Genomic DNA, 17,427 nt, shown 5'->3' with positions numbered 1-17,427 from the left:
GGTATGTTGCCGTTCGTGCGAGGGGGGCCGAGCCTCTGGTATCCTCGCCGACATGAATAAAACTCTCCCCCTCAGCCTGATCGCAGCCCTCGGTGAAAACCGCGTGATCGGCGTCGACAACAGCATGCCCTGGCACTTGCCGGGGGATTTCAAATACTTCAAGGCCACCACTCTCGGCAAGCCGATCATCATGGGTCGCAAGACCTGGGATTCCCTTGGCCGTCCGTTGCCTGGTCGATTGAACATCGTGGTCAGCCGTCAGCCGGATCTGCAACTCGAAGGCGCCGAAGTCTATCCGTCGCTGGAAGCCGCCGTGGTCCGGGCTCAGGAATGGGCGCGCGAGCAGGGCGTCGATGAGGTGATGTTGATTGGCGGCGCGCAGCTGTATGCGCAAGGAATGGAACAAGCCGATCGCCTGTACCTGACCCGCGTGGCGCTGAGCCCGCAAGGCGATGCGTGGTTTCCGGAGTTTGATCTGGCGCAGTGGAAACGGGTGTCCAATGCCGAGAACCCGGCAGTGGATGACAAGCCAGCGTACAGCTTCGAAGTCTGGGAGCGGGTTTGAAGTCAGACCGCGTTGCGGTCCATCGCGAGCAAGCTCGCTCCTACAGGATTTGTGTCGACGCGCCTCTGTAGGAGCGAGCTTGCTCGCGATAGTGATCTATCAGGCAACAATTAAGCCTGAGCCAACTCAGTATGCTCATCCGCATCCAGCAGCTCTTTATCAGTCTGCTGCATGATCTGGCTGGTGATTGCGCCAGCGGTCATCGAGCCGCTGACGTTCAGCGCGGTACGGCCCATGTCGATCAGCGGTTCGACCGAGATCAGCAGCGCCACCAGTGACACCGGCAAGCCCATGGCCGGCAGCACGATCAGTGCGGCAAACGTTGCACCACCGCCGACACCGGCAACCCCTGCCGAGCTCAACGTCACAATCGCCACCAGCGTTGCGATCCACAGCGGATCCAGCGGGTTGATGCCCACGGTCGGCGCCACCATCACCGCCAGCATCGCCGGATAAAGCCCGGCACAGCCGTTCTGGCCAATGGTCGCGCCGAACGAGGCGGCGAAGCTGGCGATCGATTGTGGAATCCCCAGACGACGAGTCTGCGCTTCGATGCTCAACGGAATACTTGCGGCGCTCGAACGGCTGGTGAAGGCAAAGGTCAGCACCGGCCAGACTTTACGGAAGAAGCGCAGTGGGTTGATCCCGGCCAGCGAGACCAGCAAGCCGTGGACCACGAACATCAGCCCCAGGCCGATGTACGACACCACCACGAAACTGCCGAGCTTGATGATGTCTTGGAGGTTGGAACCGGCGACCACTTTGGTCATCAGTGCCAGCACGCCGTACGGTGTCAACTTCATCACCAGACGCACCAGACGCATCACCCAGGCTTGCAGGGTGTCGATGGCGTTGACCACTTTCTGGCCTTTCTCGACATCATCCTTGAGCAGTTGCAGCGCCGCGACACCGAGAAACGCAGCGAAAATCACCACGCTGATAATCGACGTCGGCTTGGCCCGTGCCAGGTCGGCGAACGGGTTTTGCGGGATGAACGACAGCAGCAATTGCGGGATATTAAGGTCGGCGACCTTGCCCGCGTAGTCGGACTGAATGGTTTGCAGTCGGGCCAGTTCCTGGGTGCCGGCCACCAAGCCTTCAGCGGTCAGGCCGAACAGGTTGGTCAAGCTGATGCCGATCAGTGCGGCGATCGCGGTGGTGAACAGCAGCGTGCCGATGGTCAGGAAGCTGATTTTGCCCAACGACGAAGCGTTGTGCAGACGGGCCACGGCGCTGAGGATCGAGGCGAACACCAGCGGGATCACGATCATCTGCAGCAATTGCACGTAACCGTTGCCCACCAGATCGAACCAGCCGATCGAGGCTTTCAGGGTCGGGCTGTCCGAACCATAAATGGCGTGCAGCGCGACGCCGAAGATTACACCCAACACCAATGCGAACAGGACCTTCTTGGCCAGGCTCCACGAGGTATGACGGGTTTGTGCCAGGCCCAGCAGCAAGGCGAGGAATACCAGCAGATTGAGGATCAGCGGCAGATTCATTGAAGCTCCAATAAAGACTTGTGCCCATCGCCATAGACTGCGATTGCGAACCGGCAAGCCTAACAGCTTGAAAACTAATGAATTAATACCTAGATGGAATGGTTGCTGTCGTTTTTGGAATAAGCCGCTGCCGCTCAGGCGAATGTCGATGACGTGATCAGGACGCAAGCGGTCGCGCAGAGGCGAGGACTGTCACACGGATTTGTTAGCGTCGATAACCTTCATTCAGGGAGAAACGCACATGAAGCTCGCTCCGAAATTGTTTGCCGCCGCGCTGTGTCTGGGCCTGGTCGGCCAGGCGTTTGCCACCGAGTTGAAGCATTGGCCAGAGGCTCAGGCCAAGCAACTGGACGCGATGATCGCGGCCAACGCCAACAAAGGTAACTTCGCGGTGTTCGACATGGACAACACCAGTTATCGCTACGACCTGGAAGAGTCTTTGTTGCCGTTCATGGAGAACAAGGGGCTGATCACCCGCGAGACGCTCGATCCCTCCCTGAAACTGATGCCGTTCAAGGACACCGCCGATCACAAAGAAAGCCTGTTCAGCTACTACTATCGTCTCTGCGAAGTCGACGACATGGTGTGCTATCCATGGGTCGCGCAAGTCTTTGCAGGCTTCACCCTCAAAGAACTCAAAGGCTACGTTGATGAGTTGATGGCCTCCGGGAAATCTGTGCCGAGCACTTATTACGACGGCGATGTGGTCAAGACCATCGACGTCCAGCCGCCGAAGGTCTACACCGGCCAGGCCGAGCTATACAACAAACTGATGGAAAACGGTATCGAGGTCTATGTGATGACCGCCGCCTCTGAAGAGCTGGTGCGGATGGTTGCCGCAGATCCGAAGTACGGCTACAACGTCAAACCGCAGAACGTGATCGGCGTGAGCACGCTGCTCAAAGATCGCAAGACCGGCGAGCTGACCACCGCACGTAAACAGATCACTGCCGGCAAATATGACGAGAAAGCCAACCTGGGCCTTGAGTTGACGCCGTACCTGTGGACTCCAGCCACCTGGATGGCCGGCAAGCAGGCTGCAATCCTCACCTACATCGACGAGTGGAAAAAGCCGGTTCTGGTCGGCGGCGATACTCCGTCCAGCGATGGTTACATGCTGTTCCACAGCGTTGACGTGGCCAAAGGCGGCGTGCACCTGTGGGTCAACCGCAAGGACAAATACATGACTCAGCTCAACGGGATGATGACCAAGCACGCTGCGGCCCAAGCCAAAGAAGGCCTGGCGGTTACGGCGGATAAGAATTGGGTAATCGTGAAGCCTGAAGATATTCAGTAACACCGCGTTGAAGCGATCGCGAGCAAGCTCGCTCCTACAAGGGTTGCATGGCTCCCTGTAGGAGCGGGCTTGCTCGCGATAGGCCTCGTAGAGGCCGAACTCCCGACCAAAAAAATGCCCCGCACTTGGCGGGGCATTTTTATGGGGGGCGACCGAGGCTTACAGACCGTCGAGCATCGCCTTGTTACGTACTGCACCTTTGTCGGCACTGGTCGCCAACAATGCGTAGGCCTTCAGTGCGGTGGTCACTTTACGTGGGCGCACTTCGACCGGTTTCCAGCCTTTCTTGTCCTGCTCGGCACGGCGTGTGGCCATTTCGTCGTCGCTGATCAACAGGTTGATCGAGCGATTCGGAATGTCGATCAGCACTTTGTCGCCGTCGCGTACCAGGCCAATCGCGCCGCCAGCGGCCGCTTCAGGCGAAGCGTGACCGATGGACAGGCCCGAGGTACCGCCAGAGAAGCGACCGTCGGTGAGCAACGCGCAGGCTTTGCCCAGGCCTTTGGACTTCAGATAAGACGTCGGGTACAGCATTTCCTGCATGCCCGGACCACCTTTCGGGCCTTCATAACGGATGATCACGATGTCGCCGGCCTTCACTTCGTCGGCGAGGATGCCGCGTACGGCGCTGTCCTGGCTTTCGAAGATTTTAGCGTTGCCTTCGAACACATGAACCGACTCATCGACGCCGGCGGTTTTCACCACGCAGCCGTCCAGGGCGATGTTGCCGTACAACACGGCCAGGCCGCCTTCTTGCGAGTAAGCGTGCTCGACGCTGCGGATGCAGCCGTTTTCGCGGTCGTCATCCAGGGTTTCCCAACGGGTCGACTGGCTGAATGCTGTCTGGGTCGGGATACCGGCCGGGCCTGCTTTAAAGAAGGTGTGAACGGCTTCATCGTCAGTCAGGGTGATATCCCATTTGGCGATGCCGTCGGCCAGGGTCTTGCTGTGAACGGTTGGCAGATCGGTGTGCAACAAGCCGCCACGGGCCAGCTCGCCGAGGATGCTGAAGATCCCGCCGGCGCGGTGCACGTCTTCCATGTGGTACTTCTGGATGTTCGGCGCGACCTTGCACAACTGCGGCACTTTGCGCGACAGGCGGTCGATGTCCTGCAGATTGAAGTCGATCTCGGCTTCTTGAGCCGAGGCCAGCAAGTGCAGGATGGTGTTGGTCGAGCCACCCATTGCGATGTCCAGCGTCATGGCGTTTTCGAACGCTTTGAAGTTGGCGATGTTGCGCGGCAATACCGATTCATCGTTCTCGCCGTAGTACTGACGGCACAGATCGACGATGGTACGGCCCGCTTGCAGGAACAGCTGCTCGCGGTCGCTGTGAGTGGCGAGTGCCGTACCGTTGCCCGGCAAGGCCAGGCCCAATGCTTCGGTCAGGCAGTTCATCGAGTTGGCGGTGAACATGCCGGAGCACGAACCACAGGTTGGGCAAGCGCTGCGCTCGTATTCAGCGACTTTCTCGTCAGAAGCGCTGGAATCGGCAGCAATCACCATGGCGTCAACCAGGTCCAGACCGTGGCTGGCGAGTTTGGTCTTGCCGGCTTCCATCGGTCCGCCGGAAACGAAGATCACCGGAATGTTCAGGCGCAAAGCGGCCATCAGCATGCCAGGGGTGATCTTGTCGCAGTTGGAGATGCAGACGATCGCATCGGCGCAGTGGGCGTTGACCATGTACTCGACAGAGTCGGCGATGATCTCGCGGCTTGGCAGCGAATAAAGCATGCCGTCGTGGCCCATGGCGATGCCGTCATCCACCGCGATGGTGTTGAATTCTTTGGCGACGCCACCGGCGCGCTCGATCTCGCGGGCGACCAGTTGGCCCATGTCCTTGAGGTGGACGTGGCCCGGTACGAATTGGGTGAACGAGTTGGCAATGGCGATGATCGGCTTTTTGAAGTCGTCATCCTTCATCCCCGTGGCGCGCCACAGTGCGCGAGCACCGGCCATGTTGCGGCCGTGGGTGGATGTTTTCGAGCGGTAATCAGGCATGGAGCACTCCGGGCGGCTAATCAGGTATCAAAAGGGAAGTGAGCTTCTATTGACGTCTGGAACACACAGAAATGGCCGTGTGCCCGGAAGATGCCGATAACGCTGCGGGATCGCCGCGCGTCTCAGCTTGAGCTCATAAACCCGCCGGGGGATGACTGGCGATGAATCTTGCGATTCTACACCGCTGGCGCCAGGAAGGAATGGTGGGAGACGTGAGGGCGACACATAACCTGTAGGAGCGAGCCTGCTCGCGATCAGCCGCCAGGCTGAAGTTTTTTGGTGTTCGTTGGATTGCTATCGCGAGCAAGCTCGCTCCTACAGTGGGGGCGTACGTTTACCGATGGCAGGGCTCAGAGCCAGATGGCATCCCAAAGCGGATAGTCGCCGATACGAGTGACCAATCCGGCTCGCAAGGGATTGGCAACGATGTATCGGGCCATGGTTTTTAGATCTTCCTCGCGGCGCAGTGCTCGGTCGAAATAGCCTTTTTGCCATACGGGTGCATTGCGGCTTCTTGCTTTGTTGATGGCCCGAGCACAGCGGGACTTGGTTGCTTGCATCAATTTGGGCAAGTCGCCGTTATGCAACTCAACCAGCCAGTGAATGTGATCTGGCATGACCACCCAGGCCAGGGAGTCAGCAGCACCGTTTTCTTGAGCTTTTCTAAATTCGTTCACGACTAGGCGGCCAATGCTCCAATCCTGGAAGAGTGGTTGGCGCAGATGAGTAACGGCGGTGAGCAGATAAATGCGTCCGGATTCCGAGAGGCGGCCGGTGCGTAAGCGATGGGCGTGGGGCGTTTTGGACATTCCGTCGTCCTCTTCTGGGGTTGGAAGAGCAACGTTACGTGGGGGCAGAGAGGATTGTCTTTTTGACAATAGATCTGGATATGTCTGCTTGAGAACATCGCGAGCAATCGAGTAATCGAGCGTCGACCGGCTGCTCCTACAGCGGGGCGGTGGGCCCCGCGAGAACGGGGACGGCGCTGAAACCTGTAGGAGCGAGCTTGCTCGCGAAAAAACTTCCGGCGACACGACCTTCCAGAAAGAACGTGTCGCTTGGGGAATCATCGCGAGCAATCGAGCGTCGACCGGCTGCTCCTACAGGGAGCGCGCGCGGTTAGCTGTTTGGCAGCAGTCGGCAGGTAATGCTTTTGATGTAGCGCGTTTCGGCAATCGCCGGGTGCACCGGATGGTCCGGGCCCTGGCCGCCACGTTCGAGCAACTGGATGTTGCGGTCCAGGTGGCGGGCGCTGGTCAGCAGGATGTTTTGCAGGTCGTCTTCCGGCAGGTGCATGGAGCACGATGCGCTGACCAGAATGCCGTCCTTGCTGAGCAGGCGCATGGCTTGCTCGTTCAGGCGACGATAGGCGCCTTCGCCGTTCTTCAGGTCTTTTTTGCGTTTGATGAAAGCCGGTGGGTCGGCGACGATCACGTCGAAGCGTTCTTCGCTGGCTTTCAGCTCTTTAAGCGCTTCGAAGACGTCGCCTTCGATGCAGGTCATTTTCTCGGCGAAGCCGTTCAGTGCCGCGTTGCGCTCGACGCCGTCAAGGGCGAAGGCCGAGGCATCGACGCAGAACACTTCACTGGCGCCGAAGGCTGCAGCTTGCACGCCCCAGCCGCCGATGTAGCTGTACAGGTCCAGTACACGCTTGCCTTTGGCGTACGGTGCCAGGCGGGCGCGGTTCATGCGGTGGTCGTAGAACCAGCCGGTTTTCTGGCCTTGGATGACGGGTGCTTCGAATTTCACGCCGTTTTCTTCCAGGGCAACCCATTCCGGCACCAGGCCGAACACGGTTTCGACGTAGCGGTTGAGGCCTTCAGCATCGCGGGCGGCGGAGTCATTCTTGAACAGAATGCCGCTTGGCTTGATCACTTGAGTCAGGGCCGCGATCACGTCTTCTTTATGGGCTTCCATGGTCGCCGAAGCGATCTGGACCACCAGGATGTCGCCAAAACGGTCAACCACCAGACCCGGCAGCAAGTCGGAATCACCGAAGACCAGGCGATAGAACGGCTTGTCGAACAGGCGCTCGCGCAGGGACAGGGCCACATTGATGCGGTGTACCAGCAGCGACTTGTCCAGCGGCAGCTTGATGTCACGGGACAACAAGCGTGCACAGATCAGGTTGTTCGGGCTCATGGCAACGATGCCCAGCGGTTTGCCGCCGGCGGCTTCCAGAACAGCCTGATCGCCCGCCTTGAAGCCATGCAGTGGGGTGGCGGCCACATCGATTTCGTTGCTGTAGACCCACAGATGACCGTTGCGCAGGCGACGGTCGGCGTTGGCTTTGAGGCGCAGGCTTGGCAGGGACATGACGTCGCTCCGGAAAAAAGAGCGGGAGTATAGCCTGTTGCGTAACAATTGGCCGCGCTGCCGGATGGACTGCGTAGGAGCAGCCGGTCGACGCTCGATTGGTCCGGGCGGCGTTCCGACGATGGACGTTAACGATGACGCGGTGTACCTGAAACATCGCGGTGCCTGTGAATTCATCGCGAGCAAGCTCGCTCCTACATAAAGCACGATGTGTCGGATCGGACTTTATAAGGGTTAGAATCGCCGCCTAGCCCAGAGTGTGTACTTATGTCCCAAGAGCTTTCAGCCGAACAGATTCAACAGGCCCTGCAAGGCATCAGCGTGCCGCCTCAGCCGCAAATCATGGTGGATTTGCAGATGGAGCAGTACATGCCCGACCCGGACCTGGAAGTAATCGCCCGGTTGATCTCCCAGGACCCAGGCCTCTCTGGTGCGTTGCTGAAGATCGTCAACTCGCCGTATTACGGGTTGAGTAACAAGATTGCGTCGATCCAGCGCGCGGTAAACTTGCTGGGCAGTCGCTCGATCATCAACCTGATCAACGCGCAGTCGATCAAGGGCGAGATGAACGACGAAACCATCGTCACCCTGAACCGTTTCTGGGACACCGCCCAAGATGTGGCGATGACCTCCCTGACCCTGGCCAAGCGCATCGGCTCGCAAGCGGTGGATGAAGCCTATGCCCTGGGGCTGTTCCATGATTGTGGGGTGCCGCTGATGCTCAAGCGCTTCCCCAATTACATGGCGGTGCTCGAAGAGTCTTATGCAAACGCCAGTGCGCAATGCCGAGTGGTGGACACCGAGAACCGCGTATTCAACACTAACCACGCCGTGGTCGGTTATTTCACAGCCAAGTCGTGGCGCCTGCCGGAGCATGTGACCAATGCCATCGCCAATCACCACAATGCGCTGGCGATCTTCAGTGATGAGTCGTCGCGCAACAGCCAGTTGAAAAACCTGTTGGCGATTCTGAAGATGGCCGAGCACATCTGTGCGTCGTACCGGGTGCTGGGTAATCAGGCCGATGACCACGAGTGGAACAGCATCGGCCACCTGGTGCTCGATTATGTCGGTCTATCGGACTACGACTTCGAGAACCTGAAAGAGTCGATTCGAGAGTTAGGCGCTCACCGTTGAGCGTCGGCTATTTCCTGATCTGAGAGCGCCATGCCTGAACTACCTGAAGTAGAAACCACCCGGCGCGGTATCGCACCGCATCTGGAAGGCCAGCGCGTCAGCCGCGTGATCGTCCGTGACCGTCGCTTGCGCTGGCCGATTCCGGAAGATCTCGATGTACGCCTGTCCGGGCAGCGCATCGTGACGGTCGATCGGCGTGCCAAGTATCTGCTGATCAATGCCGAGGTCGGGACGCTGATCAGCCATTTGGGCATGTCGGGGAATTTGCGCCTGGTGGAAGTTGGCATGCCCGCGGCCAAGCATGAACATGTGGATATCGAACTGGAGTCGGGCCTGGCCTTGCGCTACACCGATCCTCGGCGTTTTGGGGCGATGCTCTGGAGCCTTGATCCGCTCAATCACGAGCTGCTGATCCGGTTGGGGCCAGAGCCGTTGACGGACCTGTTTGACGGTGAGCGTTTGTTCCAGCTATCTCGCGGTCGCTCCATGGCGGTAAAACCGTTCATCATGGACAACGCGGTGGTGGTGGGCGTGGGCAATATTTATGCGACTGAAGCGCTTTTCGCTGCCGGCATCGATCCGCGCCGGGAAGCCAAGGGCATTTCCCGGACGCGTTATCTGAAGCTGGCCATCGAGATCAAGCGCATTTTGGCTCGTGCCATCGAGCGCGGCGGCACCACATTGCGCGACTTTATTGGTGGCGACGGTCAGCCAGGCTACTTCCAGCAGGAATTGTTTGTGTACGGCCGTGGCAATGAGCACTGCAAGGTGTGCGGTACGGGTCTGCGAGAGGTTCGTCTGGGGCAACGTACCAGCGTCTATTGCCCACGTTGCCAGAGCTGAGTAAACAGCACGGTCTATAGTGAGTCGTTGCCTGCTTGCCGAAGCGGGCCAGGCGCTGGTGCTCGACCCAGGCAAAGCGGCATTTGTGCGCTGCTTGGGGTGTACCGGGGAAGGCGGGTATGACCAGCGGGAATGATTGATGGTGTGGCTGTTGGCCCTATCGCGAGCAAGCCCGCTCCCACATTAGACCAGCGTCGGGCCCGGAAAGTGGGCTCGCCTCGGTCAAATGTGGGAGCGGGCTTGCTCGCGATAGCGTCCTGAAAGACACCCGATAATTCCAGGTTTAGGCTTTGCCAGTAATAATCTTGTACTTGGCCATCAGCTGTTCTTCGGTTTCCGGATGGGCTTCATCCAGCGGGATGCAATCGACCGGGCAGACCTGCTGACACTGCGGCTCGTCGTAGTGGCCGACGCATTGGGTGCACAGGTTCGGGTCGATCACGTAGATCTCTTCGCCTTGAGAGATGGCGGCGTTCGGGCACTCGGGTTCGCAGACGTCGCAATTGATGCAGTCGTCGGTGATGATCAGGGACATGGGGCACTCCTGCCGGGGCGGTTGGCCCAGGCATCTGAAAACTAATGCATACAATTGTGCCGCATTGGCGCCCGCAGTGCACGCGGGCGCGATGGGATGCTCCCCAGCTACTTCTTGAAGCGCTCGGTCAGGGCGTCAGCGACAGCCGGGTGGACGAACTTGGTGATATCGCCGCCCAGGGCTGCAATTTCACGAACCAGCGTCGAGGAAATGTACGAATAACGCTCGGATGGGGTGAGGAAAAGGCTTTCCACATCCGGCGCCAACTGGCGGTTCATGTTGGCCAGCTGGAATTCGTATTCAAAGTCCGACACCGCTCGCAGGCCGCGCAAGAACACATTGGCGTTCTTTTCCTTGGCGAAGTGCGCAAGCAGCGTGGAGAAACCGACGACTTCAACGTTCGGCAAATGTTGGGTGACCTCGCGGGCCAGCGCCACACGCTGTTCCAGGGGAAACAGCGGGTTTTTCTTCGGGCTGGCGGCGACGGCAATGATCACATGGTCGAACAGGCGCGCGGCGCGTTCGACCAGATCGCCATGGCCCTTGGTAATAGGGTCGAAGGTACCTGGGTACAACACTCGGTTCATCGCGTCGTCCTGGCGGGAGTCCGTTGGGGAGTCGGATGGTATCGCAGCCTTCCCGGTCGGCCAAGTCGCCTTTGGGGTAAAAAAGCACTATAGACGATGCAAATAATGTGCTTTTTCACGCGATTTTTAAACGGTCGGCCAGTGAACTCGCCAGTTGTGCCGTCAGCCCGTAGACCGACAACTGTGGGTTGGCGCCAATGCTGGTGGGGAACAATGAGCCATCGTGGATCGACAGATTGCTCAACTGATGATGCCGGCCGAGGCTGTCGCTGACGGCGTATTTCGGGTCTTCGCCCATGGTGCAACCGCCCATCACGTGAGCGCTACCCAGGCGCGTGCGATACAACTCAAGGCTCAGACCGTCGATCAGCGTGCGAGCTTCGGCCAGGCTTTTTACATAGTGGGCATCGCTGTGCAGTGGCATGACTTCTTTGGCGCCACCGGCGAACTGGATTTCCGCCATGCTATGAAAGGCCCGGCGCAGGCCGTCCCAGGCGTAGGGCGAGACCTGATAGTCGAGCACCGGCGTGCCGTCACCACGGAGCTCGACGCTGCCGCCGGGGCTGTCCGGGTGAAAACCATCGCGTAGTAGCGCGAGCATGGCGTGGGTATGGGGCAGGTGTTCCATGCGCAATGCGTTGTCGGAGCCGAAACCGCCGAACAAGGTGCTGGCCAGCGCCGGGTGCAGCGGTGGTACTTCCAGTTTGTAGGACATTTTGCCGGTGGTGCCGTCCTGCCATTGGAAATGATCCGAGTAAATCGATTGAGGGGCACCGTAGAACGGGTTGATCACGTCGTCGAAATGCCCGGCCGACATGTTTACCAAATGCAGGAAGGTCCGTTTCCCGAGCCGCTCATGGGGATCGGGTGCTTTGGAGCGCAGCAACAAGGCCGGGCTGTTGATGCCACCGCCGGCCAGAACATAATGCCGCGCTTTGACGGTGATGCTGCGCCCGGTCGGCGCAACGCAGCGTGCGTCCATGGCCACGCAGTGCAGACCGGTGACCTTGTCGTCCTTGATCAACAAGCGTTCGGCACGGGCCAGATAAAGCAGTTCGCCGCCTTTTTCCAGGGTGGCCGGAATGGTGGTCACCAGCATCGATTGTTTGGCGTTGGTCGGGCAGCCCATGCCGCAATAACCGAGGTTCCAGCACCCGCGAACGTTGCGCGGGATCACGTGCCAGCTGTAGCCGAGCTTTTCGCAGCCGTTCTTGATCACATCGTTGTTGGCGTTGGGTGGCACCATCCACGGCGCGATACCGAGGCGCTGCTCCATTTTTTCGAACCAGGGCGCCATCTCGGCGGGGCTGTGGCCTTTGACGTCGTGTTCTTTGGCCCAGTGCTCAAGGGTCGGCTGCGGGGTGCGGAAGCTCGAGGTCCAGTTGATCAGCGTCGTGCCGCCGACCGCGCGGCCTTGCAGGATAGTGATCGCACCGTCCTTGCTCATGCGGCCGATGCCTTCCTGATAGAGGCTGGCGTAGGCTTGATCTTCCAGCATCTTGAAGTCGCTGCTGGTCTTGAGCGGGCCTTCTTCGATCAGCAGCACCTTGTAACCAGCGGCACTGAGAATTTCCGCCGTGGTGCCGCCGCCGGCACCGCTGCCGATGATCGCCACGTCCGCTTCCAGCGTCAGGTCTTGCTCCAGCTGTGAGCCGTCATACGTTTTCCAGCCACGGGCCAGGCCCTCGCGAAACAGATCAGGTACGGGCATATCAGGTTCTCTTGTTGTTATGGGGTAAGCGCAGGTGACCGTGTGGGAAGGGCCGGGCGACGTTCGCTTGCCCGCGAATGGGGCGCCGCAAATTTCAAACCTTGGGCGGCCCCGGATAACCACAATGCGCCCAAGACTCAGCGCGACCGTACCAGGCCATCATCACCAGTTGCACAAGCGAGCTGTGGCCCATGCGCAGCAGGCTCAGTGAGCTGTTTTCCCAGCGCTTGAGAAAGTGCCGAATGGCGTCGCTGCTGGCGTTTTCCCAACTGCCCCAGATCCCGGTCAACGGCCCACGGGTGACGGCCATACCAAGTACATCGAACAGCTGCTGGGTCAGTTTGAGCATTTCCGGCGACAGGTGATCGAGGCCGCGATCCAGGCTTTGCAGGGTGCCGTCGATGGACGCGGGAATTTTCTCGGCAGCCACGGCGCCCTCGAGCATCACCGGGATCAACGCCTGCAGAAACGGCAGGTCGCTGCTGCGCAGAATCGCGAAACCGTTGGCCGGAGTGCTGGCCGAGCAACCACTGAGGCTGGCGCCAAGCCCGGCGGTGGCCAGGAAGGCGCTGGCGCACAGGCTGAATTTCAATAGACCGCGCCGTGACAACTCAGGTGATTCAGACAGGCTTGGGTTCATTATTGTTATAACCCGACGGCAATGTGATTAGCGGATAAACAGCTTCTGAATCAGCTTTTGGATGGATTTTCCGTAAGGCGGATAAATCAGCTTCGCCGCATTCAGCCGCTGTTTGATCAGTACGCCTTTGGCTTTGCTGAACGTCAGGAAACCTTCATGGCCGTGGTAATGGCCCATTCCCGAAGCGCCGATGCCGCCAAACGGCAGGTCGTCCTGAGCGACATGCAACAGCGTGTCGTTGATGCAAACGCCACCGGAGTGGGTTTCGTTGAGCACGCGGCTTTGCTCGCCTTTGTCGTAGCCAAAGAAGTAGAGCGCCAGCGGACGCGGCCGTTGATTGATGTAGGCAAACGCCTGATCCAGACCGGTGTACGGCACGATGGGCAGCACCGGACCGAAGATTTCGTCCTGCATCACGGTCATCTCGTCGTTGACGTTCAGCAACAGGCTGTGACCCATGCGTCGGCCCTGGCCTTGGTCGAACAGCGGTATCAGCAACGCGCCCTTGCTGGTGGCGTCACTCAGGTAACCGTTGAGCCGCCTCAGTTGTCGGTCATTGATGATCGCGGTGTAGTCCGGGTTATCCGCAAGCTTCGGATAAAACCCGCGAACGGCCTTGCGATAGGCTTCGACGAAGGCGCCAACGCGGTCCTCTGGCACCAGCACGTAATCCGGAGCGACGCAGGTTTGTCCGGCGTTCAGGGTTTTGCCGAAGGCGATGCGCTCGGCGGCATCCTTGAGCGGCACGTCGGCGGAGACAATGGCCGGGGATTTGCCGCCCAGCTCCAGGGTCACAGGCGTCAGGTGTTCTGCTGCGGCGCGCATTACATGTTTGCCGATGCTGGTGGCGCCAGTGAACAGTAGGTGATCGAAGCGCAGCTTGGAAAAGGCCATGCCGATCTCGGCTTCCCCCAGCACCACGCAGACCAAGTCTGCTGGAAAGACCCGAGCCAACAACTCCTTGAGCAATTGCCCGGTGGCTGGCGTCGATTCGCTGAGCTTGAGCATCACCCGATTACCGGCGGACAACGCGCCGACCAAGGGGCCGATGGCGAGGTAAAGCGGATAGTTCCACGGCACGATAACCCCGACCACGCCCAGTGGCTGGTAGATGACCTTGGCCGATGCGGGTTGAAAGGCTGCGCCTACTTTACGCCGGGACGGTTTCATCCAGCCTTTGAGGTGTTTGCTGGCGTAGTGAATGCCGTGCAGGCTGGGCATCAGTTCAGCGAGCAAGGTTTCATCGGCGCTGCGGTAGCTGAAGTCCTGGCTGATGGCGTCGATCAATGCCTGGCGTTCGTCGCTCAACATCTCACGCAAAGCTTTGAGCCATTGCTGGCGTTGCGCCGCCGGTGGCATTGGATTAGCTGCATAGGCTTGGCGCTGGGCGGCAAACAGGCTGTGGAGCTCATCCAGTTGCGGTTGAGAGTCTTGCAGGTAGGCAATGTCGGCAGGCATGGATGGCTCCGATTTTTATTCGAGTGGCTTGTTTTTAGAGTCTATACTCTAAAAAGTCAAATGACATCACTCGACAGCTTTGATTTATCCAATTCGGGATAGGTCGTAAGATGTTCGGCAACGCACCCTGAATTAAAGCCCAAGCCCATGGCCCCACGGATAAAAACCAGCGAGCGCATCGTTCAGAACAGTCTGGAGCTGTTCAATCAGCAGGGCGAGCGCAGCGTCAGCACCAACCACATCGCCGCTCACATGGAAATTTCCCCGGGCAACCTGTACTACCACTTCCCCAACAAGCAGGCGATCATCGCCGTGCTGTTCAGTGAGTACGAAAGCCTGGTGGACAGTTTTCTGCGCCCACCCCAGGGCCGCGCTGCCACGGTCGAAGACAAGCGTTATTACCTGCAGGCGCTGCTCGCCGCCATGTGGCGCTATCGATTCCTGCACCGAGACCTCGAACACCTGCTCGACAGCGATCCGGAGCTGGCCGCCCGTTACCGACGCTTTTCCCAGCGTTGCCTGATCCAGGGCACGGCCATCTACGAGGGTTTTGTCGAGGCCGGCATCCTGAACATGGGCAAGGTCCAGATCGAATCCCTGACCCTCAACGCCTGGATCATCCTCACCTCCTGGGTGCGCTTTCTCTGCACCACGCGGGAAAATTCCACGTACCTGAGTGAGGAGGCCATCAAGCGTGGGGTCTATCAGGTGCTGGTGCTGGAAGCCGGATTTGTCACGGACCAGGCTCGGGACGCAGTGAATGCGCTGTTCAACGAGTTTTATGTGCCGCTGGCGCAGGCGCTGGAAGAAGTGCAGTAGGATCAACCACAGACTTAATCACAGGAGCCCGCTATGCCCATTGCGCAATTGATCAGCCCTCAAGCTCTGGACTTGAAAAAGGACCAGGCCGGGCTGGTGATTCTGGATTGTCGTTTTGCCCTGGAAGACCCGGACTACGGCCAGCGCAGTTATGCCGAAGGGCATATCGCCGGCGCATCTTTCGCCGATCTGGAGCGTGATCTCAGCGGCCCGGTGGTCAAGGGTGTGACCGGGCGCCATCCGCTGCCGGATCCTGAGCAGCTGGTTGAGCGTTTGCAGGCCTGGGGCATCAATGCCGACAGTGAAATCGTGCTGTATGACGACGGCCCTGGCGCATTTGCCGCGCGAGCGTGGTGGTTGCTGGCCTGGCTGGGCAAGCGTGACAGTGTGTTCATCCTCGACGGCGGCTTGAAAGCCTGGCACGCGGCCGGTTTGCCGCTGAGCCTGGATGCACCCGGTACTCCACGGGGCAGCTTTACCGGAACGCCAGATAGCTCGCTGCTATTGAGCACCGAACAACTGCAAAAGCGCCTCGGCCAGCCAACCCTGACCTTGCTCGATGCTCGCGCCCAGCCGCGTTTCCGTGGTGAGGTGGAGCCGATCGACCCCGTGGCCGGGCATATTCCCGGCGCACAGTGCGCGGCGTTCAGCGAAAATCTGGGCAGTGACGGGCGTTTTCTGCCGGCTGAACAGCTCAAACAACGTTTCGCTGCGAAGCTGGGTGACCGGTCGCCTGCAGAGCTGGTGGCGTATTGCGGTTCCGGCGTGACGGCTTGCCATAACCTGTTTGCGTTGTGTTTGGCAGGGTATCCGCTAGCCAGTTTGTACGCAGGATCGTGGAGTGAGTGGATTACCGATCCAGCGCGTGGGGTTGCGAAGGGCGATTGAAGATAACGATCGTTCCCACGCTCCCGCGTGGGAACGATCGCCGTGGATCAAACCGGCAATTGCCCCATCATCCAGCGCAACAAAAAGAACACCAGCAACCCTCCACCAATGGTCGCCAGCAAATGCCGGGTCAACGCGGCAATGGCAATCGCGACCAACCCCGCCAACAAATACGCATTACTCAGGGTCAGCGCCCAGTGCTCACCATCGGGCAGCAACATGCCCGGCACCACAATGGCCGTGAGCACCGCTGTCGGCACATAGTGCAAACCCTGGCGCACCAGCGGCGGGAAGCTCAGGTTTGGCCAGGCGAACAAGCTATAGCGCAGCACAAAGGTAATTGCCGTCATGCCGAAAATCAGCCACCAGTAATTCATGAGTGCAACTCCTTGCCGGTCTGAGCCGCCAATCGTCGGCGCTCTAACACTACGCCCACAGCAATCCCGCTGAATGCGGCTGCCATCAGTCCGAGTTTGTAAGGCCAGCTGTAAGTGGCCAACGCCACGGTACCCGCCGCCAACGCTGCAGCCACTTGCGGCTTATTGCGCAGCAACGGCACGACGATGCCGATAAAGGTCGCCAGCATGGCGAACTCAAGACCCCAACTGGCCAGATCCGGCACGGCCTGACCGAACAGCACACCCACCAGTGAGCTCGACACCCAGCACACATACAGCGAACTGGTGACGCCCAGCCAATACCAGTGCGCCAGCGGCCGATCACCGTGCAGCAGATAGAAACGTTGAACCACCGCGAAGGTTTCATCGGTCAACCAGAACGCCAACAACACCCGCCATCGCTGCGGCAACTGACTGACATGAGGTTGCAAGGTGGCGCTGTAGAGCACGTGGCGCAGGTTGACGATAAAGGTCGTCAATAGAATCACCACCGCGCTGGCGCCGGCGCCGAACAGGCTGATGACGATGAATTGCGCGGAACCGGCGTAGACGAACAGCGACATACCGACCGCCTGCCATAGCGTCAGGCCAGCGGCGCCGGCCAATGTGCCGAAGATCAGCCCGAACGGCAGAATGCCCACGGCCATGGCAAAACTGTCGCGGATACCTCGGGAGTAAAGCTGTTTGCGGGTCATCAAGACTCTCCTTGTTGTCCGCATCTTAGGCAGTC

The 17,427-nt window shown here is 59.4% G+C and carries 17 protein-coding genes and 1 pseudogene; 7 read left to right on the top strand and 11 right to left on the bottom strand.

The window, feature by feature from the left end; all coding sequences use genetic code 11:
- Positions 1 to 52: 52 nt before the first annotated feature.
- A complete protein-coding gene (locus tag ACZYSM_RS04295) occupies positions 53 to 565 on the top strand; it encodes a dihydrofolate reductase (protein WP_489069188.1) in 513 nt (170 codons plus the stop codon).
- A 110-nt stretch (positions 566 to 675) separates the two neighbouring features.
- On the opposite strand, the gene ACZYSM_RS04290 is transcribed toward ACZYSM_RS04295, so the two are convergent.
- Positions 676 to 2,067, bottom strand: a complete 1,392-nt coding sequence (locus ACZYSM_RS04290; RefSeq protein WP_489069186.1) for an L-cystine transporter — start codon at positions 2,065 to 2,067, stop codon at positions 676 to 678.
- A gap of 241 nt (positions 2,068 to 2,308) precedes the next feature.
- Between ACZYSM_RS04290 and ACZYSM_RS04285 the strand changes: the two genes are divergently transcribed.
- Positions 2,309 to 3,364: an HAD family hydrolase gene (locus tag ACZYSM_RS04285; protein WP_489069184.1), complete on the top strand. Its 1,056-nt coding sequence runs from the start codon at positions 2,309 to 2,311 to the stop codon at positions 3,362 to 3,364.
- Between the two features lie 159 nt (positions 3,365 to 3,523).
- Here ACZYSM_RS04285 and ilvD read toward each other — a convergent pair whose 3' ends face one another.
- From ilvD to ACZYSM_RS04270, 3 genes are all read right to left on the bottom strand, one after another.
- Positions 3,524 to 5,365 carry a dihydroxy-acid dehydratase gene (ilvD, locus tag ACZYSM_RS04280; protein WP_489069182.1) on the bottom strand — a complete coding sequence of 614 codons (1,842 nt, stop codon included), beginning with the start codon at positions 5,363 to 5,365 and terminating at the stop codon, positions 3,524 to 3,526.
- Positions 5,366 to 5,715: 350 nt separating this feature from the next.
- On the bottom strand, positions 5,716 to 6,174 hold the full coding sequence (locus ACZYSM_RS04275; protein ID WP_489069180.1) for an REP-associated tyrosine transposase: 459 nt from the start codon (positions 6,172 to 6,174) through the stop codon (positions 5,716 to 5,718).
- A gap of 310 nt (positions 6,175 to 6,484) precedes the next feature.
- Positions 6,485 to 7,681 carry a class I SAM-dependent rRNA methyltransferase gene (locus ACZYSM_RS04270; RefSeq protein WP_489069178.1) on the bottom strand — a complete coding sequence of 399 codons (1,197 nt, stop codon included), beginning with the start codon at positions 7,679 to 7,681 and terminating at the stop codon, positions 6,485 to 6,487.
- 321 nt (positions 7,682 to 8,002) lie between these two features.
- Between ACZYSM_RS04270 and ACZYSM_RS04265 the strand changes: the two genes are divergently transcribed.
- The 3 genes and pseudogenes from ACZYSM_RS04265 to ACZYSM_RS04255 all read left to right on the top strand — a co-directional run.
- Positions 8,003 to 8,818: an HDOD domain-containing protein gene (locus ACZYSM_RS04265; RefSeq protein WP_489069536.1), complete on the top strand. Its 816-nt coding sequence runs from the start codon at positions 8,003 to 8,005 to the stop codon at positions 8,816 to 8,818.
- Positions 8,819 to 8,848: 30 nt separating this feature from the next.
- Positions 8,849 to 9,661: a bifunctional DNA-formamidopyrimidine glycosylase/DNA-(apurinic or apyrimidinic site) lyase gene (gene mutM, locus ACZYSM_RS04260; protein WP_489069176.1), complete on the top strand. Its 813-nt coding sequence runs from the start codon at positions 8,849 to 8,851 to the stop codon at positions 9,659 to 9,661.
- Between the two features lie 34 nt (positions 9,662 to 9,695).
- Positions 9,696 to 9,797, top strand: a pseudogene (locus tag ACZYSM_RS04255) (multidrug transporter); the annotation flags it as partial.
- 147 nt (positions 9,798 to 9,944) lie between these two features.
- Here the strand turns inward: ACZYSM_RS04255 and ACZYSM_RS04250 are convergent.
- The 5 genes from ACZYSM_RS04250 to ACZYSM_RS04230 all read right to left on the bottom strand — a co-directional run bounded on the left by ACZYSM_RS04250 (position 9,945) and on the right by ACZYSM_RS04230 (position 14,592).
- Entirely contained in the window at positions 9,945 to 10,196 is a 252-nt protein-coding gene (locus tag ACZYSM_RS04250) for a YfhL family 4Fe-4S dicluster ferredoxin (RefSeq protein ID WP_489069174.1), read from the bottom strand.
- Between the two features lie 107 nt (positions 10,197 to 10,303).
- The gene (coaD, locus tag ACZYSM_RS04245; RefSeq protein WP_489069172.1) at positions 10,304 to 10,783 is read right to left on the bottom strand and encodes a pantetheine-phosphate adenylyltransferase; all 480 of its coding nucleotides are present in this window, start codon (positions 10,781 to 10,783) and stop codon (positions 10,304 to 10,306) included.
- A gap of 115 nt (positions 10,784 to 10,898) precedes the next feature.
- Complete coding sequence (locus tag ACZYSM_RS04240) at positions 10,899 to 12,494, bottom strand: GMC family oxidoreductase (RefSeq protein WP_489069170.1); 1,596 nt, start codon at positions 12,492 to 12,494, stop codon at positions 10,899 to 10,901.
- A gap of 94 nt (positions 12,495 to 12,588) precedes the next feature.
- Positions 12,589 to 13,134, bottom strand: coding sequence for a twin-arginine translocation pathway signal protein (locus ACZYSM_RS04235; RefSeq protein ID WP_489069168.1), 546 nt, complete (start codon positions 13,132 to 13,134; stop codon positions 12,589 to 12,591).
- A 27-nt stretch (positions 13,135 to 13,161) separates the two neighbouring features.
- Complete coding sequence (locus ACZYSM_RS04230; protein WP_489069166.1) at positions 13,162 to 14,592, bottom strand: coniferyl aldehyde dehydrogenase; 1,431 nt, start codon at positions 14,590 to 14,592, stop codon at positions 13,162 to 13,164.
- Positions 14,593 to 14,739: 147 nt separating this feature from the next.
- Between ACZYSM_RS04230 and ACZYSM_RS04225 the strand changes: the two genes are divergently transcribed.
- Both ACZYSM_RS04225 and ACZYSM_RS04220 read left to right on the top strand, forming a co-directional pair.
- Complete coding sequence (locus tag ACZYSM_RS04225; protein ID WP_489069164.1) at positions 14,740 to 15,411, top strand: TetR/AcrR family transcriptional regulator; 672 nt, start codon at positions 14,740 to 14,742, stop codon at positions 15,409 to 15,411.
- Between the two features lie 33 nt (positions 15,412 to 15,444).
- Positions 15,445 to 16,299, top strand: a complete 855-nt coding sequence (locus ACZYSM_RS04220; RefSeq protein ID WP_489069162.1) for a sulfurtransferase — start codon at positions 15,445 to 15,447, stop codon at positions 16,297 to 16,299.
- A 47-nt stretch (positions 16,300 to 16,346) separates the two neighbouring features.
- Here ACZYSM_RS04220 and ACZYSM_RS04215 read toward each other — a convergent pair whose 3' ends face one another.
- Entirely contained in the window at positions 16,347 to 16,676 is a 330-nt protein-coding gene (locus ACZYSM_RS04215) for an AzlD domain-containing protein (RefSeq protein ID WP_489069160.1), read from the bottom strand.
- Positions 16,673 to 17,392, bottom strand: a complete 720-nt coding sequence (locus tag ACZYSM_RS04210) for an AzlC family ABC transporter permease (protein WP_489069158.1) — start codon at positions 17,390 to 17,392, stop codon at positions 16,673 to 16,675. Before ACZYSM_RS04210 ends, ACZYSM_RS04215 begins: the two co-directional genes overlap by 4 nt.
- Positions 17,393 to 17,427 lie beyond the last annotated feature (35 nt).

This window comes from Pseudomonas sp. F220 (genome assembly GCF_057813935.1).
Note: the sequence above shows the minus strand (reverse complement) of the source record. Positions and strands in the feature narration are given on the sequence as shown.